10 protein-coding genes and 2 rRNA genes (1 of these 12 cut by a window edge) are annotated in these 16,330 nt (G+C 44.4%); 6 read left to right on the plus strand and 6 right to left on the minus strand.

Going from position 1 to position 16,330, the window contains the following annotated elements; genetic code table 11:
- Together MY523_RS20870 and rrf are read left to right on the plus strand one after the other, a co-directional pair.
- Positions 1 to 2,604, plus strand: a 23S ribosomal RNA gene (locus tag MY523_RS20870) (it extends 289 nt beyond the left edge of the window).
- Between the two features lie 197 nt (positions 2,605 to 2,801).
- A 5S ribosomal RNA gene (gene rrf / locus MY523_RS20875) occupies positions 2,802 to 2,917 on the plus strand.
- A 512-nt stretch (positions 2,918 to 3,429) separates the two neighbouring features.
- Here rrf and MY523_RS20880 read toward each other — a convergent pair.
- Positions 3,430 to 4,569, minus strand: a complete 1,140-nt coding sequence (locus MY523_RS20880; protein ID WP_250656596.1) for an ion channel — start codon at positions 4,567 to 4,569, stop codon at positions 3,430 to 3,432.
- Positions 4,570 to 4,683: 114 nt separating this feature from the next.
- On the opposite strand from MY523_RS20880, the gene glnE reads away from it, so the two are divergent.
- Both glnE and MY523_RS20890 read left to right on the plus strand, forming a co-directional pair.
- A complete protein-coding gene (glnE, locus tag MY523_RS20885) occupies positions 4,684 to 7,599 on the plus strand; it encodes a bifunctional [glutamate--ammonia ligase]-adenylyl-L-tyrosine phosphorylase/[glutamate--ammonia-ligase] adenylyltransferase (RefSeq protein WP_250656597.1) in 2,916 nt (971 codons plus the stop codon).
- Between the two features lie 138 nt (positions 7,600 to 7,737).
- Complete coding sequence (locus MY523_RS20890; RefSeq protein WP_250656598.1) at positions 7,738 to 8,922, plus strand: O-antigen ligase family protein; 1,185 nt, start codon at positions 7,738 to 7,740, stop codon at positions 8,920 to 8,922.
- A 22-nt stretch (positions 8,923 to 8,944) separates the two neighbouring features.
- On the opposite strand, the gene MY523_RS20895 is transcribed toward MY523_RS20890, so the two are convergent.
- Genes MY523_RS20895 through MY523_RS20910 form a run of 4 tightly spaced genes read right to left on the minus strand, consistent with a single transcriptional unit; the run spans position 8,945 to position 12,633 of the window.
- The gene (locus MY523_RS20895) at positions 8,945 to 10,054 is read right to left on the minus strand and encodes a DegT/DnrJ/EryC1/StrS family aminotransferase (protein WP_250656599.1); all 1,110 of its coding nucleotides are present in this window, start codon (positions 10,052 to 10,054) and stop codon (positions 8,945 to 8,947) included.
- Positions 10,047 to 10,466, minus strand: coding sequence for a sugar 3,4-ketoisomerase (locus MY523_RS20900; protein ID WP_338021701.1), 420 nt, complete (start codon positions 10,464 to 10,466; stop codon positions 10,047 to 10,049). Before MY523_RS20900 ends, MY523_RS20895 begins: the two co-directional genes overlap by 8 nt.
- A 3-nt stretch (positions 10,467 to 10,469) precedes the next feature.
- On the minus strand, positions 10,470 to 11,231 hold the full coding sequence (locus tag MY523_RS20905; RefSeq protein ID WP_250656600.1) for an acyltransferase: 762 nt from the start codon (positions 11,229 to 11,231) through the stop codon (positions 10,470 to 10,472).
- Between the two features lie 19 nt (positions 11,232 to 11,250).
- Positions 11,251 to 12,633: a glycosyltransferase family protein gene (locus tag MY523_RS20910; RefSeq protein ID WP_250656601.1), complete on the minus strand. Its 1,383-nt coding sequence runs from the start codon at positions 12,631 to 12,633 to the stop codon at positions 11,251 to 11,253.
- Positions 12,634 to 12,711: 78 nt separating this feature from the next.
- Between MY523_RS20910 and MY523_RS20915 the strand changes: the two genes are divergently transcribed.
- Both MY523_RS20915 and MY523_RS20920 read left to right on the plus strand, forming a co-directional pair.
- Positions 12,712 to 14,244: an MBOAT family O-acyltransferase gene (locus MY523_RS20915; protein ID WP_250656602.1), complete on the plus strand. Its 1,533-nt coding sequence runs from the start codon at positions 12,712 to 12,714 to the stop codon at positions 14,242 to 14,244.
- A 9-nt stretch (positions 14,245 to 14,253) separates the two neighbouring features.
- Complete coding sequence (locus tag MY523_RS20920) at positions 14,254 to 15,336, plus strand: alginate O-acetyltransferase AlgX-related protein (RefSeq protein WP_250656603.1); 1,083 nt, start codon at positions 14,254 to 14,256, stop codon at positions 15,334 to 15,336.
- A 9-nt stretch (positions 15,337 to 15,345) separates the two neighbouring features.
- Here the strand turns inward: MY523_RS20920 and MY523_RS20925 are convergent, their stop codons facing one another.
- On the minus strand, positions 15,346 to 16,329 hold the full coding sequence (locus tag MY523_RS20925) for a CgeB family protein (RefSeq protein WP_250656604.1): 984 nt from the start codon (positions 16,327 to 16,329) through the stop codon (positions 15,346 to 15,348).
- Position 16,330: the final 1 nt, after the last annotated feature.

A 16,330-nucleotide genomic window follows, 5' to 3' on the forward strand; every position in this document is an offset into this window, starting at 1 on the left:
TGGAATTTGCTGGAAAGCAAAGCCATAGTGGGTGATAGCCCCGTACACGAAAACGGCATAGTAGTGAAATCGAGTAGGACGGGACACGTGGTATCCTGTCTGAATATGGGGGGACCATCCTCCAAGGCTAAATACTCCTGACTGACCGATAGTGAACCAGTACCGTGAGGGAAAGGCGAAAAGAACCCCTGTGAGGGGAGTGAAATAGATCCTGAAACCGTATGCGTACAAGCAGTGGGAGCAGACTTGTTCTGTGACTGCGTACCTTTTGTATAATGGGTCAGCGACTTAATTTCAGTAGCAAGGTTAACCGAATAGGGGAGCCGTAGAGAAATCGAGTCTTAATAGGGCGTTTAGTTGCTGGGATTAGACCCGAAACCGAGTGATCTATCCATGTGCAGGTTGAAGGTTAGGTAACACTGACTGGAGGACCGAACCCACTGTCGTTGAAAAGCCAGGGGATGACGTGTGGATAGGAGTGAAAGGCTAATCAAACTCGGAGATAGCTGGTTCTCCTCGAAAGCTATTTAGGTAGCGCCTCGTGACTTACCATTGGGGGTAGAGCACTGTTTCGGCTAGGGGGTCATCTCGACTTACCAACCCGATGCAAACTCCGAATACCGATGAGTACAATCACGGGAGACACACGGCGGGTGCTAACGTCCGTCGTGGAAAGGGAAACAACCCAGACCGCCAGCTAAGGTCCCAAAGTGTATGTTAAGTGGGAAACGATGTGGGAAGGCACAGACAGCTAGGAGGTTGGCTTAGAAGCAGCCACCCTTTAAAGAAAGCGTAATAGCTCACTAGTCGAGTCGGCCTGCGCGGAAGATGTAACGGGGCTAAAACATACCACCGAAGCTGCGGATGCCAGTTTACTGGCATGGTAGAGGAGCGTTCTGTAGGCTGTTGAAGCGGAATTGAGAAGTTCCGTGGAGGTATCAGAAGTGCGAATGCTGACATGAGTAACGATAATGCGGGTGAAAAACCCGCACGCCGGAAGACCAAGGGTTCCTGCGCAACGCTAATCGGCGCAGGGTGAGTCGGCCCCTAAGGCGAGGCTGAAAAGCGTAGTCGATGGGAAACAGGTTAATATTCCTGTACCGCATATAACTGCGATGGGAGGACGGAGAAGGCTAGGCCAGCAACCTATCGGATGGTTGTTTAAGGTTGTAGGCTGGACACTTAGGCAAATCCGGGTGTCCATTAAGGCTGAGAGCTGATGACGAGGTCTCTTTTACGAGACTGAAGTGGTTGATGCCATGCTTCCAGGAAAAGTCCCTAAGCTTCAGGTTATATGAGACCGTACCCCAAACCGACACAGGTGGTCAGGTAGAGAATACCAAGGCGCTTGAGAGAACTCGGGTGAAGGAACTAGGCAAAATGGTGCCGTAACTTCGGGAGAAGGCACGCTGCTGAGGGTGATCGGACTTGCTCCGTAAGCTTTTGGCAGTCGAAGATACCAGATGGCTGCGACTGTTTATTAAAAACACAGCACTCTGCAAACTCGTAAGAGGACGTATAGGGTGTGACACCTGCCCGGTGCCGGAAGGTTAATTGATGGGGTTAGCTTAGGCGAAGCTCTTGATCGAAGCCCCGGTAAACGGCGGCCGTAACTATAACGGTCCTAAGGTAGCGAAATTCCTTGTCGGGTAAGTTCCGACCTGCACGAATGGTGTAACGATGGCCATGCTGTCTCCACCCGAGACTCAGTGAAATTGAAATCGCTGTTAAGATGCAGTGTATCCGCGGCTAGACGGAAAGACCCCGTGAACCTTTACTATAGCTTCACAGTGAACTTTGAGCCTACTTGTGTAGGATAGGTGGGAGGCTTTGAAACCCGGACGCTAGTTCGGGTGGAGCCATCCTTGAAATACCACCCTGGTATGTTTGAGGTTCTAACTCAGATCCGTAATCCGGATCGAGGACACTGTGTGGTGGGTAGTTTGACTGGGGCGGTCTCCTCCCAAAGAGTAACGGAGGAGCACGAAGGTGCGCTAAGCATGGTCGGACATCATGCGGTTAGTGTAATGGCATAAGCGCGCTTAACTGCGAGACAGACACGTCGAGCAGGTACGAAAGTAGGTCATAGTGATCCGGTGGTTCTGTATGGAAGGGCCATCGCTCAACGGATAAAAGGTACTCCGGGGATAACAGGCTGATACCGCCCAAGAGTTCACATCGACGGCGGTGTTTGGCACCTCGATGTCGGCTCATCACATCCTGGGGCTGAAGCCGGTCCCAAGGGTATGGCTGTTCGCCATTTAAAGTGGTACGCGAGCTGGGTTTAGAACGTCGTGAGACAGTTCGGTCCCTATCTGCCGTGGACGTTGGAAATTTGAGAAGAGTTGCTCCTAGTACGAGAGGACCGGAGTGAACGAACCTCTGGTGTTCGGGTTGTTACGCCAGTAGCATTGCCCGGTAGCTATGTTCGGACAGGATAACCGCTGAAAGCATCTAAGCGGGAAGCCCCCTTCAAGATAAGATTTCCCTGGAGCTTCGAGCTCCCTAAAGGGCCCTTAAAGACTATGAGGTTGATAGGCTGGGTGTGTAAGCGTTGTGAGGCGTTGAGCTAACCAGTACTAATTGCCCGTGAGGCTTGACTATATAACGCCCAAATAGTTTTGAGTCTCAATAGAGAGATTAAAAACAAACAGTATTACCGGATAATGTGATTATGATCCGAAATGTTAGAAGACTTAATTGCTTACTGAATGTTAAAGACATCGCAGAATTGATGTGGGTTGATTGAAACGATATAAGCCTGAAACTTATAGCTAAACAATCAGCCGACCAAGGTTTTGCCTGATGACAATAGCGAACTGGAACCACCTGATCCCATCCCGAACTCAGTCGTGAAACGGTTCAGCGCCGATGGTAGTGTGGGGTCTCCCCATGTGAGAGTAGGTCATCGTCAGGCATCTAAATACGAAACCCCAGCAGGGCAGCTTGCTGGGGTTTTTTATTGTCTGTCACATGGGGAAAGGTTAAAGGCGGAGCGCAGCGACCACAGATCATGAGAGAGTAGGGTGAGCGGTGGTGCCGAAGGCATGCGAAGCACCGCTTCGAAAACCGTGAACGACTCGCATCTGTGATGCGAGGCCGGGCCAACGTCAGGCATCTAAATACGAAACCCCAGCAGGGCAACTTGCTGGGGTTTTTTATTGCCTGGATGAAAGTGAAGATGGGGTAAGTGAAAAGGATGAGTGCAGGCACCGGCCCCCTTATCGCAGCCTTGATGCAGCAAAGCGGAATCAGGGGCAGTGGTTAATAATGAGTTCAAATAGGCTCAATTAGTTTTTGCCAATAATAGATAGAAATATCAAAGGGGCGCGGGCGGGCAAGGCCCCATATCATTTAAACTATGACTCATGGCATTCGCCTTACCCCTTTGAAGGCATATAGAATTGACTGATGTCGAACTGCCTATGGTTAGTTATTAGAGGCTTTCATTGCCTCCCACTGCGTTAGGCGTTGTTTGTACCTATTAATTGCAGCATTAATATCTTGCTTCGTTCCCGCTACTTCAGTTTTTACCAGGACAATGATAGCTTTTGTATTTATTTTATTTGTTGCTTGAGGATTACAAACAACCTCATTATTAGGCTCAATATATGCCATAGCTGTGCCTAGGTTTGCCTGAATTAAAGCGCAAACAATATCTGACCATTTCATGTCAGTTATATCAACTTCGTAGCGATGAGGGTGATCATTTTCGTGGGTGAATAGATCCTCTAATACTTTTTCGCTCCCTGGCGCAATGAGCGCTCGAATGATAATTTCCGGGTACGTTCTTACTGGGCGAAGAATTGACTGTGCTCCAAGCTTGGCTAATCTTGCCCTGTTTTCATCATCTACGCATTCGACAATACATCTTTTTGAAAGGTTAAATTCAGCTAACCTGTGTAGAGTATCGAATGTGTTGCTATCGGAAGAAGTATCATCAGAGTCTTTTGCCAGTATTATGATGTGTTTTGCTTCTTGAGCATTGACTGCCGAGAGGTCGTGGTAGTTTGTGCCAGAGCCGTGAAAATGTGTGACACCAAGCTCTGTTAATTCATTCGGCATACTGTCTGAAAACGCCGTGGTAAGGATCTGTATCGGAGTGTCTTTGTAGTCACTGTTTGCTCTTAACTGTTGCACAAAGCGGACATAATACTGAGTACCTCCGTGCTTCGGGGCATTAATAAGTAATATATGGTTGACCATATTCCATCTCCATCTTCCTGATCTTATTCGCTCTCTTCGGTAGAAACGATAATCTATATAGTCGCTGAATATTAGTGTGACTAAGGTAATGCCCGTCAAATACATCAATATGACGGTTGCAAGCTGGCCTGCAGGGGTAGATGCAGACAAGTCACCGTATCCAACGGTTGTAAGCGTTGTAAGTGTTAACCAAACGGACTGCTGTATGCTCATGCCTTCGAGCATAAGCATGGCAACAACATGCAGAAGTAGTAGGCCAAAGAGTGTTAAAAATAAGCGCTTGATACGCTTTTTTAACTGCCAGTCAGTCTGATAGATCGCTCTTTTATGAGGGCGCCCCGGCTTTTCTCGGTAAGGATTCATTATTTACGATTCATGTCAATCATGGGTCTCCAATCTAGTGCTAATGTTAGAGTATTATGCCTGCCTAAATACAGTAATTTGTTTTCTATCTTGTTGAAAATTTGAGAGGGTTATGTGATTGAGCAACTTAGGGTACATATTTCCAGTCGAGACTCTGTCTTTCAAGGCAAGTTAGAATCGAGCCTTAGCTGTTTTGAGGCAAACTATAATAAATTGGACGTTGCTATAGGTGTAGATTGGGATGCTGACCTATACGCGAGCATCATTTCTATTTGGTGCTTAAGCGACTTTGTTGCTGAAGCCACCTCTCGAAACCCACTCCTGCTGTCTGATTTAATCGATAGTAATGACCTATTTTCTGATTATGGTGAAACATCACTGAAGAGTCGTCTCTCAAATGCTTTATCAAGTGTATGCAATGAAGATGAGCTAATGAGTGCTCTTAGGCGTTTTCGATGCCGGGAGATGGTGCGTATTATCTGGCGCGATCTGCTGAAGATTGCCAGCATGGAGCAAACAACACTTGATATGAGTCTGCTAGCAGGCGAGTGCATTGATCAGGCGTTGAAATGGCTCTATGACGATTGTTGCAGCAAATGGGGGACGCCGTATGGAATGGAGTCTAGAGCTCCTCAGAGCATGGTCGTGTTGGGTATGGGCAAATTGGGGGCTTATGAGTTAAACGTGTCGTCTGATATCGATCTTATTTTTGCTTATCCGGAAAAAGGGGAGACTAAGGGAGGCAAAAAGAGTATCGAGAACCAGACCTTTTTCGTTCGTTTGGGGCAGCGCCTTGTTAATGCCCTGGATAAGACTACGGCTGATGGGTTTGTTTTCCGAACTGATATGCGGTTAAGGCCTTATGGAGGTAGCGGAGCGTTGGCACTGAGCTTTGCGGCAATGGAGGAATACTACCAGGATCAAGGGCGTGAGTGGGAGCGCTATGCGATGATTAAGGCTCGCACTGTCGCTGGTGACCTGGAATCGGGGCGCAACTTAATGCAAAGCCTAAAGCCGTTTGTATATAGACGTTATATCGACTTTTCGGTCTTTCAGTCACTTAGGGATATGAAGGATATGATAGGCCGGGAGGTTCGACGCAAGGGAATGGAAAATAATATAAAACTTGGCTCAGGAGGAATTAGAGAAGTTGAGTTTATTGTTCAGGCGTTCCAGTTAATTCGGGGCGGGCGCGACATTCACCTTCAAAGGCCTGAGCTGAAGCTGGTTTTAAACGCACTTGAAGAGAGTTGTTTACTTCCAGCGGAGGTTGTTAGCGAGCTTCGTGAGGCCTATGTTTTTCTACGCAATGTTGAACATGCAATACAAGGGATCAACGACCAACAAACGCAAATGCTGCCCGACAATGATATTGACCGGAAGAGAGTTGCGCTTGCCCTGGGCTTTGAAAATTGGCAGCTGATGCTGGATCAGCTAAATGTTCATCGACAAAGTGTGAGCCGCCACTTCTCGGAGATCATAGCGCCAGACGATCAAAAAAAGGAAGCGACAGCATCTGATGTTTGGCTTGGCTTATGGTTGGGGGAACTTCCTGATACTGCTGCGATAGTTTTGCTAAAAGATAACGGGTTTGAAGCTCCAGAGGACAGCAATACCTTAATATCAAATCTTAGAAATCAAAGAAGCGTCCAGGTTATGCAATCCCAAGGGCGAGAGAGGTTAGACGTTTTTATTCCTCTTTTGCTTGCGGAAATCACTAAACAAAAGCACCGTTCGTTGACGTTACAGCGCATTTTGTTGCTTGTCGAATCGGTGCTGAGACGCACAGCTTATTTGGTTCTTCTGAACGAGAATCCGGGGGCACTTAAGCAATTGGTGTGGTTATGCTCTGTTAGCCCTTGGGTCGCTGAGCAGCTTGCATCAACGCCATTGTTGCTGGATGAACTGTTGAACTCTGAGAGCCTATATAATCCGCCTGATAAAGAGATGCTGGAAGATGAGTTAAGGCAGCAGTTGCTTAGGATTCCTGAGGATGATCTGGAGGAACAAATGGAGGCGCTAAGGCATTTTAAGAAAGCGCATGTGTTGAGGGTTGCTGCGTCAGAGTTAAGAGGAACACTCCCTTTAATGAAGGTCAGTGATTACTTAACCTGGATCGCAGAAGCAGAGTTAGATCAGGTCATTGATATTGCTTGGCGCCACCTAACCGAGAAACACGGTTTTCCTGTCAGATCCAATGGTGAAGTTTGTGATTTAGATTTTGCGATTATTGCGTATGGAAAAATGGGGGGGATTGAATTGGGGTATACCTCTGACTTAGATCTGGTATTTTTGCACTCAGGAGATGTCAATAAACCCACAACTGGCGATAAGTCAATCGACACAGGGGTGTTTTTCACCCGGCTGGGCCAGCGAGTGATACATATTCTAAACACGCAAACGGCTGCGGGACAGATCTACGAAGTTGATATGCGTTTGAGACCATCAGGGAATTCTGGATTGTTAGTTTGCTCAATTGGTGCTTTTGAGGATTATCAAAGAAAAAATGCCTGGACATGGGAGCATCAAGCGTTAACAAGAGCACGTTTTGTCGCAGGTAGCACTGCATTGGGAAAGGCTTTTGATGATGTTCGCAGGAGTATACTGAGTCAACAGCGAGACATTGCCGCTTTACGGAACGACGTCGTTGAAATGAGGGAGAAAATGAGGGCTTCATTGGGCACTAAAGCAGCCAATGGAGAAGCCCCGGAAGTATTCCATGTTAAGCATGACAAAGGCGGGATTGTTGATATAGAGTTTCTTTGTCAATTTGCCGTGTTGGGTTGGTCTCATGAATATCCAGAGCTTCTTAAATGGTCGGACAATGTGCGAATTTTGGAGGAGATGGCAAAATGTGAATTGCTGGATATAGAGTCTTCTGAAAGGTTAACTGAAATATATAAATCCATGCGCTCTCTGATCCATAAACGAGCGTTACAAAAGCTCAACAGCCAGGTTGAACCAACAGCGTTTTCAGAAGAGCGTGAATATGTGTCGTCGAAGTGGGGGGAAGTTGTGATGAATGGTTAATTTATTAAAGTGCCAATCCAGTGCTTATTTGCTGTATTTAGTGTTAAAATGCCGGCGTTTCTCAGACATCATAATTACAGTTGTTTGCTATTTATATGTATAAACTTTTACAGGTCTTTATTGGGAGCAGTACACTAGATGAATGTAGCTATAGAGCAACAAAGCGCTTTTTTTAACTGGAAAGAAAACAAAATTGTATCGCTGCTTTTTGTAGGGTTTGTACTGCATATACTATCGCTATTTTCTCCACTATCAAACAAAGCTGTAAACAACGTTTTCTATATAGGGGTCATGTTTCCTGCGTTATTGCTGACGAGGTGGAGTGATATCAAGGCGCTCTTTAGCTCTAACTTGGTCAAAATTGCTACGCTTTACGGCTTTATTACCTCTCTGATGATGGCTATTACCTTGGATGCGAATAAAATAAAATACGTCGCTTATTTCCTTTCTTTCGTTTTAGCTTTTTATCATTTGTCGAAATTCAAACTGCTTAAACCACAGATTGTTGCGTTTACGATAGCTTTGTTCGTGTTGACTTATGCAGTCATACAATTGCTTATATTCTATTTCGGGTACGATAACCCAATCTACAGGCGCCCTTGGTTTTCCGGGTGGCAACTGTTTACCCCAAGCTATTTTACGGCTTATATCAGTGTTGCTAGCACAACTGCAGCCTATTATCTACTTGTACGGAAGTCGCCTGTACTATTTTTTATGCTGGTTACTCTAGTGGGTGCTCTGTTTGTTATTACACAAACTCGAATGGGGCTGCTCGGTGTTTTATTGTCTATGCCATTTTTTTTATGGTTATCATTTAAGCAGGGGGTGCTATCAATCTCAGTTAAGTTTGTGCTGACTGTGTTGATTTTTTCAGTGCTCATATCTGCTTTATATTTGGCTGGCGTGTTTGATGTTTTGACAGTGAGAGGAGAAAGCTACCGTTTGCTTATTGCTAAAACGGCTTGGACTGAGGGGATGAACTGTAATGCTCTAGTGGGTTGTGGATATGCCCATGATTTTGCATTGGATATAGGCTCCAGGATATTGATTACAGAGCATAGTTCTTATTCAAATCAGGCGCTCCGGTCAGGTTTAATTGGGGTTATCTTATTGGCGGCAGTCATCATTGGGACGGTTCGTGCCGGTTGCAGAATAAAGTCCCCTTGGGTTCTCTCTTTTGTTGCTGGATGCGGTTGTTTGCTGGTGGAAGGTCAGTCGCTAATGGCTCAACCCAGAGCCTTTACTCAGCTAATATTCTGGTTTCCTTTTTGTATGGTCGTTATGGCAGAACTCGAAGATAGGCGTAAAGATCAAAAGGCCTAGCTTTTTAGCATCCTGGTTGGGACTAAGGCTTAAACGAGTTACAGGCATCAATAACCGCTTTTTGCTCCTCGAGCGTTAGTGTTGGGTCTATAGGCAGGCTTAGAATCGAGTTTGAAAGCCTTTTTGCCAATGGTGCTATTAGGTTTGATGAACTATAAGCAGGCTGTTCAGCTATCGCACACGGGTAGTGGATTTGGGTTGCAATGCCAAGGTTTGACAGATGCTCTTGTAAGGATTGCCTGTATTCAGATTGTATAACAAATAGATGCCATACATGCGCGCTTTCCTCAAGGACTTGTGGAGTCAAAATAACAGGGTTTTTAATCTCTTTTCTATATAACTTCGCTATTTTTCGCCGGTTTGCAATATCTTGCTCTATATAGCTCAGCTTGACTCTGAGCATGGCTGCTTGCATTTCATCTAATCGGGAGTTAACACCTATATAATCGTGCTTATAGCGTTCTGCTGAACCATAATTTCTCAATGACGAAATAAGCTCAAACAAGACAGGATCGCTTGTGGTTACTGCCCCTCCATCGCCTAACCCTCCGAGATTTTTACCGGGATAAAAGCTAAACCCGGCAGCAATTCCAAAACTACCAGCTCTCTTACCTTTAAGTGATGCCCCATGAGCTTGAGCTGCATCCTCAATAAGTAGTACATGGTGTTGGTCAGATAGTTTTTTGAGGTTAGATATATCCGCGAGTTGGCCATACAGGTGCACGGCCAATAATGCTTTTATTTCTGTTAACGCATTAAGTAAACCCGGAGAGGTTGAGTCCAGGTTATGGGTCTTTGGGTTGGGTTCTATTAATACCGGTTCGAGCCCTGCGCTCGAAATAGCTAGCACAGATGCAACAAATGTATTCGAAGGGACGCCTACTTTATCTCCAGGTGATAGCTTGCCTTGTTCTATTAATGCCCGAAAAATAAGTGTTAGTGCGTCTAGTCCATTGCCAACGCCCAGAGAGAAGCGAGTTCCGCAGTAACTGGCAAACTCGGTTTCGAAAGCCTTAACTTCTTGCCCCAGAATGTACCAGCCCGAATCGATGACTCGGGTAGCTGCACTTACAAGCTCATCACGGTACTGTTGATTGAGGCGCTTTAGATTAAGAAACTGAACTTCATTCATGGCGGGTTGTCGTCTTTTGTTGGACTAAATTCTGAAAATCGTGATAGTTTCTAATATAGTCAGACTCGTCATAGAGTTGATCTGCTAGAACCATTAATACGCAATCATCACTAAAATCATACATTTCTCTCCATATCAGGCCTTTAAGCAAAAGTCCTTTATTTGGAGTGTTCAGGGTGATGTCTTGCGTTATTTCTCCATCATCAAGAAAGAATCGACAGCTCCCGGATACACAGACTGCTAATTGCTGGAGATTCTTGTGTGCATGAAAACCACGCCTAACTCCCTGCTTCGTATTATAGATGTAGTAGCAGCGTTTAATATCAAATGGAGTATTAACGCCATCTTCGAGCGCAATCAATGACCCCCTCTTGTCGCCTTTTACATCAAATTCTATTAGTTCGATGTCCAAAACTCACTCCCTAAGCCTATTAATCTTAGAAACCCACTCGTTAACAATGTGCTCTGGGTATCCTCTATGAAAATGATTTGCCCAAGGATATGCGGGGTTGCCACTACCATCTTTGAGCTTAATATCTGCAGTCATACACAATTGCTTGGCCGGGCTTCCACCCACAACTGTATGAGGCGAGACATGTTTGGATACACAGCTATGAGCTGCGACCAAGCTCTCGTGCCCGACTTTCACTCCTGGGAGTAGTGTTGTCATGGTGGCTATAACCGCAAAATCATCAACGGTTACCCCTTGGGTAATATTACTAGGAGGGTGTGGGTCATTGGTTAAAACACAGTATGGGAAAATCCAGACAAAATTGCCTATTTTTGAGGCTTTGCCTATGTGTACATTGCTGTGGCAGCGAACATAATCCCCAATTATGCAATCCCCTTGCAGGTCAGAGAGTGTTCCTATTTGAAGGTTACAGCCTGCGGCAACGCCTTCCCTTACCGTAACTCTGTGTCCTGTAGACAAAGAGTCTCCAAAGCTAGAGCCTTCATAAAATACACTGTGACTACGGATAATGGAGTTATGACCTATTTCAAGTGGTGAGCCTGATGCCAATGGAGTCGGGTAGCCCAATTCACAGAAACCATCAATTTGGCAGTTATCTCCAACTATTACGTTATCATGAATAACTGAAAATGGCCCAATTGTGGTGTTTTTGCCAATTGATGCACGATCCGAGATTAGAGCTGTTGGATGGATATTGTTGTTCATATGCGTTTACTTTTCAGCGCTATTTAGGTGATTTTGACAGAAAAGGGAATGTGCATGCCAGTACTAAATTGATAACTCTTCTGAACCATTGCCAATGTTTTATTGACGTTGAGTAAACAAACTGAATATATGGGTGTGGCTGAAACACTTCTTCCGCCAGTATAGTGTTGTGACCGGTTAATGGGGCACTATTTTCTAACGTTTCCTTCCATTGACTCCCGAAGTGCATGGGAAGCTTAATTTTCGCAGGAGTTAGAAACCTTTCTTCAATTTCGGTTGCTGTCAGCTTGTTGATGATCGTTAAGTCTGTAACCCTGTTTTCAACTAGGCTGTCGGGAAGCGCGTGCGGAAAAGAGGTTATAACGGGCACGCCCGACCTTATTGCTTGAAGCATTGAGGTGAAAGAGCTAACAGGATAGGAGTCGATATAAATATCTGATGCTTTGAGAATCTCGTCTGCACTATCTTTGTCCTGATAGCCCAGAGGAATTACCTTTCCGTTAGTGCTTTTATATAGCCGCTTAAACTTCTTTTTGTTTTGGGGCCCCATTAATATAAAAATAGTTGAGTCATTAAGTAGATATGGGGCTGTCTTGAAGAATATGTTCGACTGACCCAGGAACTTATGTTTGCTTGCCATCGAAACCAGTATACGTTTGTCTTGGGGGAGATTATGTTTAGTTCGAAGCTCTCTTTTCGACAAAGTTGTGCCAACATCTTCGTCAATGACGATGGGAAGAGGGGCGTTGTTTTGGGCTTTTCTAAGTCTGTGAGTGATATTTGCGCTATAGGTGTTGAGATCAAAAACCATATCAGCTATGGCAGAGCCCAACCAAAATGTATGATCAGCATGATTAAAAAGCGCTACAGGTCTCGGAAAATCAGCCCCGTATGCCAGTAGTGGGAGCATATCGTTCGTATGTACATGCAAGATGACCTTTTCATATTTAAGTGAGTGTGATTTGAGGTACGAAGCTTTTTCCAAATAGCCTTGCTTATCGTTGACAATAATACCCCCATTTGAATCTTCTATCGCGCTGATTAACCAGCTGGGAACGGTGCATGGTGTATTAATCAACAAGGAGTGTTTTTTGTTAGGTTGATTTTTAATCCAGTTGAGAATTATTCTAGTATGCCCTCCATCCGCGGCCACCATAGTCGCTACATGCAGAATGTGGTCGTCTTCAACCGTGACCTTTTGAGGTGTTTTGGCATCGTTCGATAGTTTTATAAGTTCGGATTCTATAAAATGCGAATGAAGAATTCCTGCATATTGCTTTGAATAAAAATCACTTAATTTTTGAAGCAGGTTAAGCTTTGTATGCCTATTTTTGACCCTATCTATTTGGCGTTCTGCAAACTTACCCGCGACATAGTTAATTTTTATAATAAGATCGATCATTGGTATTCCACGAACCTGACTAGGCCAGGTGTCTATTAGTAAATAAATTGCCCTTTCGAGGGCGGGATAGGAACGCGAGTGTTATTTAGTTCGTACGAGTTTGTTTTTCTGTTCTTGCCGGTTTCTGTTTGTCTGTTTTTTCTGATATCGGCTAAAGGAAGTTATCGTCATGCGTTAGGGTTTTTAACGATTGCATCTCTATTTTTTTATGGTTGGTGGAAACCTGAATATCTTACCCTTCTTGGTCTGTCGATTATAACCAACTATTTGACTGCACTAGCAATGGTAAGGCCTAGTCTAACTCACACCTCAAAGCAAGTATTGTTAACTTTTGGCCTTGTTTTTAACTTAGGGCTAATTGCATATTTTAAGTATAAAAACTTCTTTGTCGACAACCTTAACATGATTGCTGGCACTGACATGCCGAATATTCCTGTTGTTTTACCTCTGGCGATATCTTTCTTTACGTTCCAGCAAATAGCTTATCTTGTCGATGTATATAGAGACAGGAAAGCAGAGCGGGACTTTCTGAAATATTCCTTATTTATAAGTTACTTTCCACAATTGATTGCCGGCCCAATTGTACATCATCGCGAGCTATTACCGCAGCTTAACTCAAATAAAATATTCTCGTTAGATTGGATCAATATATCGGCAGGCATTACGATTTTTTCTATTGGGCTATTTAAAAAAGTGGTGTTGGCTGACAGTTTATCACCTATCGTGCATAGTGTTTTTGGGGAAGCTGCGACTGGCGGAGAGATAAGTTTCTTTGTTGCATGGGGGGGCGCATTGGCTTACACCCTACAGCTATATTTTGATTTTTCAGGTTATTCAGATATGGCGATTGGTGCCGCGCTAATGTTTAACATCCATCTACCCGTTAATTTCCTTTCGCCTTATAAATCGAAAAGCATTATTGAGTTTTGGCGACGATGGCACATTACTTTGTCTCACTTTTTAAGGGACTATCTCTATATCATGTTTGGCGGCAACCGGGCTGGAGAAGCACGGAGAATGATTAATATGATGGCCACGATGCTACTGGGAGGGCTATGGCATGGGGCTGGATGGACGTTTGTATTGTGGGGCGGATTGCATGGCGTTTATCTCGTCGTGAATCGAGCGTGGATTGATATTCTTGGGGTATTAAGGCTAGCTTTTATTCGTAATTTACCTGGTTATGGTGTGCTGGCAGGCTTGGTCACCTTTGTCTGTGTTATTGTGTCATGGGTGCTTTTTAGGGCTGATAACTTAGATACGGCGATTCATTTATATCAAGCAATGTTTTCGTTGGATAGCATGGAATTAACCCCTAAATATGCAGAGAAAGTGGCGAGGGTGTTACCGTTTTTGCCACTTAGTACATCGGCTGACGCTTCTGTTTTGGTTAACCTAAGTGATGTAAGGCTCATGTTGTGGGGGCTCCTGATAGTCTTTTTGCTGCCGAATGTCAGGGAGTTATTCTATTTGAATCATGAGAAAGAGAAGAAGTGGTATCGAGTGCTGTGGGCACCTAACTATCCATGGGCTGTTTTGACTCTGATTCTTTTGGTTATCTCAACGCTGCAAATGACGGCGGTAAGCGAATTCTTGTATTTCCAGTTTTAAGGTAGTGGTATGGAAGGTAATAAGTACTTTTTAATCGTTGTAGTACCGCTCTTTATATTGGTAGTGGTTCTACTAGGTCTGTCGTTTTATTTACAGCCATTTACAGGGGATCTAACCAGGATTGGAGGCTTTACTGAAAATGGTTTTGGCTGGAATGAACCTCAGTTTGGCTTTAAGGATAGAGGTACAAGCTATGCAAGCATCAGTGAGAATGGAAAGGAAGAAGATTATGTTGTTTATGGGGACTCATTTTCTCATTGGTGTGCGGGTGGGCCAGTAACGTCTGAGCCTTCTGGATGTTTTCAATGGACTGCATTCTTTAAAAATCGAACAGGTTTGCAGGGGCTGACTTACCACCAGGATCATTATGGTATTGATGAGTTTATCGCGAGCATCAGGAGGCTAGACACTAAACCCAAATTTATTATCTATCAATCTGTAGAGCGCTATGCTGTCCCACGTTTGATGAGTGTTGCTGAAGGCAATGAGTGCGTTACATCTGTTCCTTCAGGTATTGCACAGCTAACATATAACAAGGCTACGGAGCCAGCTGTAGTCATAGACAGACTGAAGAGCACTATTCCATTTGATATGAATATACCTTCGGCATATTTAAAGCAATTAGTGGCCTCCGTTAGAAAGCCAAGAGTATTGAAGGCTAATCTGGTTGAAGGGGAAAAACTATTTTCAAATAATAAAAGTACAGAGCTGCTGTACCATCGCGAAGACCTTAATAAAATGCGTTATTCTGCAGAAAACTATGAAGCAGCTAAGTGTGGAATGAATGTTTTTGCAGCAAAAGCGCAATTGGAGTTAGGACTGCCGACATTCTTCCTTATCGCTCCTGATAAGAGCTCAGTGTACGGCCCATGGTTTGAGGATCAGGCAATAAGAACGCGCTCTATTGTTCCTGAGCTGGTAGACCCTAATGTTAACTTTGTTGACCTGTTGTCACCTATGAGTGCTGCAGTGAATAATAATGTCATTGATCTTTATTTGCCCAATGACACGCACTGGGGGGCAAGAGGTGGGGAGTTGGCGGCTCGCATACTGGCTGACGCTATAAAGAAAAAGGTTCTAGCATTCGATTAAACGACTCATTTAAGTACCATATGTGTCTTTTGCTATTGCTTCAATTCTGCATGCATAAGAGTGTTTGTCTGATGCCTTGAGAGAGCCAGCTCTAGCTATACGTTTTTGTTTAGTGTCGTCGTCCAAGATCATTCTATAAACTGAAGCCAGTGACTCAGGGTTTTCATACGTTAGCACCTCGGTTCCGTCTACATAGCAGTTGGCTAGGTCAATTACATTATCCGTTATCAAAACTGCGCCGCAGGCAGGAGCTTCAAAACACCTCATATTTAATCCGTTTTTGATGTTTCCGCTGTTAATGATATTGAGTACGCACGCATGCTGCTGATAGAGCTTTGCAACTTGCTTGTTTGAGACATTCTTGCCAATGACTTTGTGGTGAGTGTCTGCGATTTTGTCCCACCCTTTGCCAGCTACGGTCATAGGCAGTGTCACTTGTCGAACCAGCTCTTCTCTGTTTTTTGACCATGCGCCAATGAAAAGCAGGTCATTTATTCGCTGCTCTTGTTCTGGTGGTTTAAACAAATCAGGGTTAAAGGCTAGAGGCAGGTAGCTACTATTAGTTAGCCCTATTGCGTTTGCGTCTTCGAGTAGTCCAGAGTCTGTAAAGTAATAGCGGTCGGTAATTTCTCGTGCGCGAATAAGCCGTTCATCAAAAAAATCACCAATCCAGTGTACTACTTTCATTGTTTGTTTATGCTTATGAAGTACGCTAATCACTTCATTAGAAAGATAAAAAAGATCTGCGATCAGTACTAGGGTTGGATGAAAAGCTGTGAGCTTTTTATCAAGCGCTTTTGCAGTGATCTTATCTTTGTTTTTTTTGTTGAGAAGGCCCGAGACTGTTTTATTAGCTCGTTCAAAGAAGTGATTGTGATTTAACGCAAAGCCTTCTATTTTATGGTTTGGTAACTGGTTCTGGGCGGCCAGTAAGTGTTCGTACCACTGTAGTATTCCTCCCCGTTTTCCGATGATTAAAATACGCTGATTCATC

The organism is Alkalimarinus coralli, from assembly GCF_023650515.1.
Taxonomy (GTDB): Bacteria; Pseudomonadota; Gammaproteobacteria; order Pseudomonadales; family Oleiphilaceae; genus Alkalimarinus; species Alkalimarinus coralli.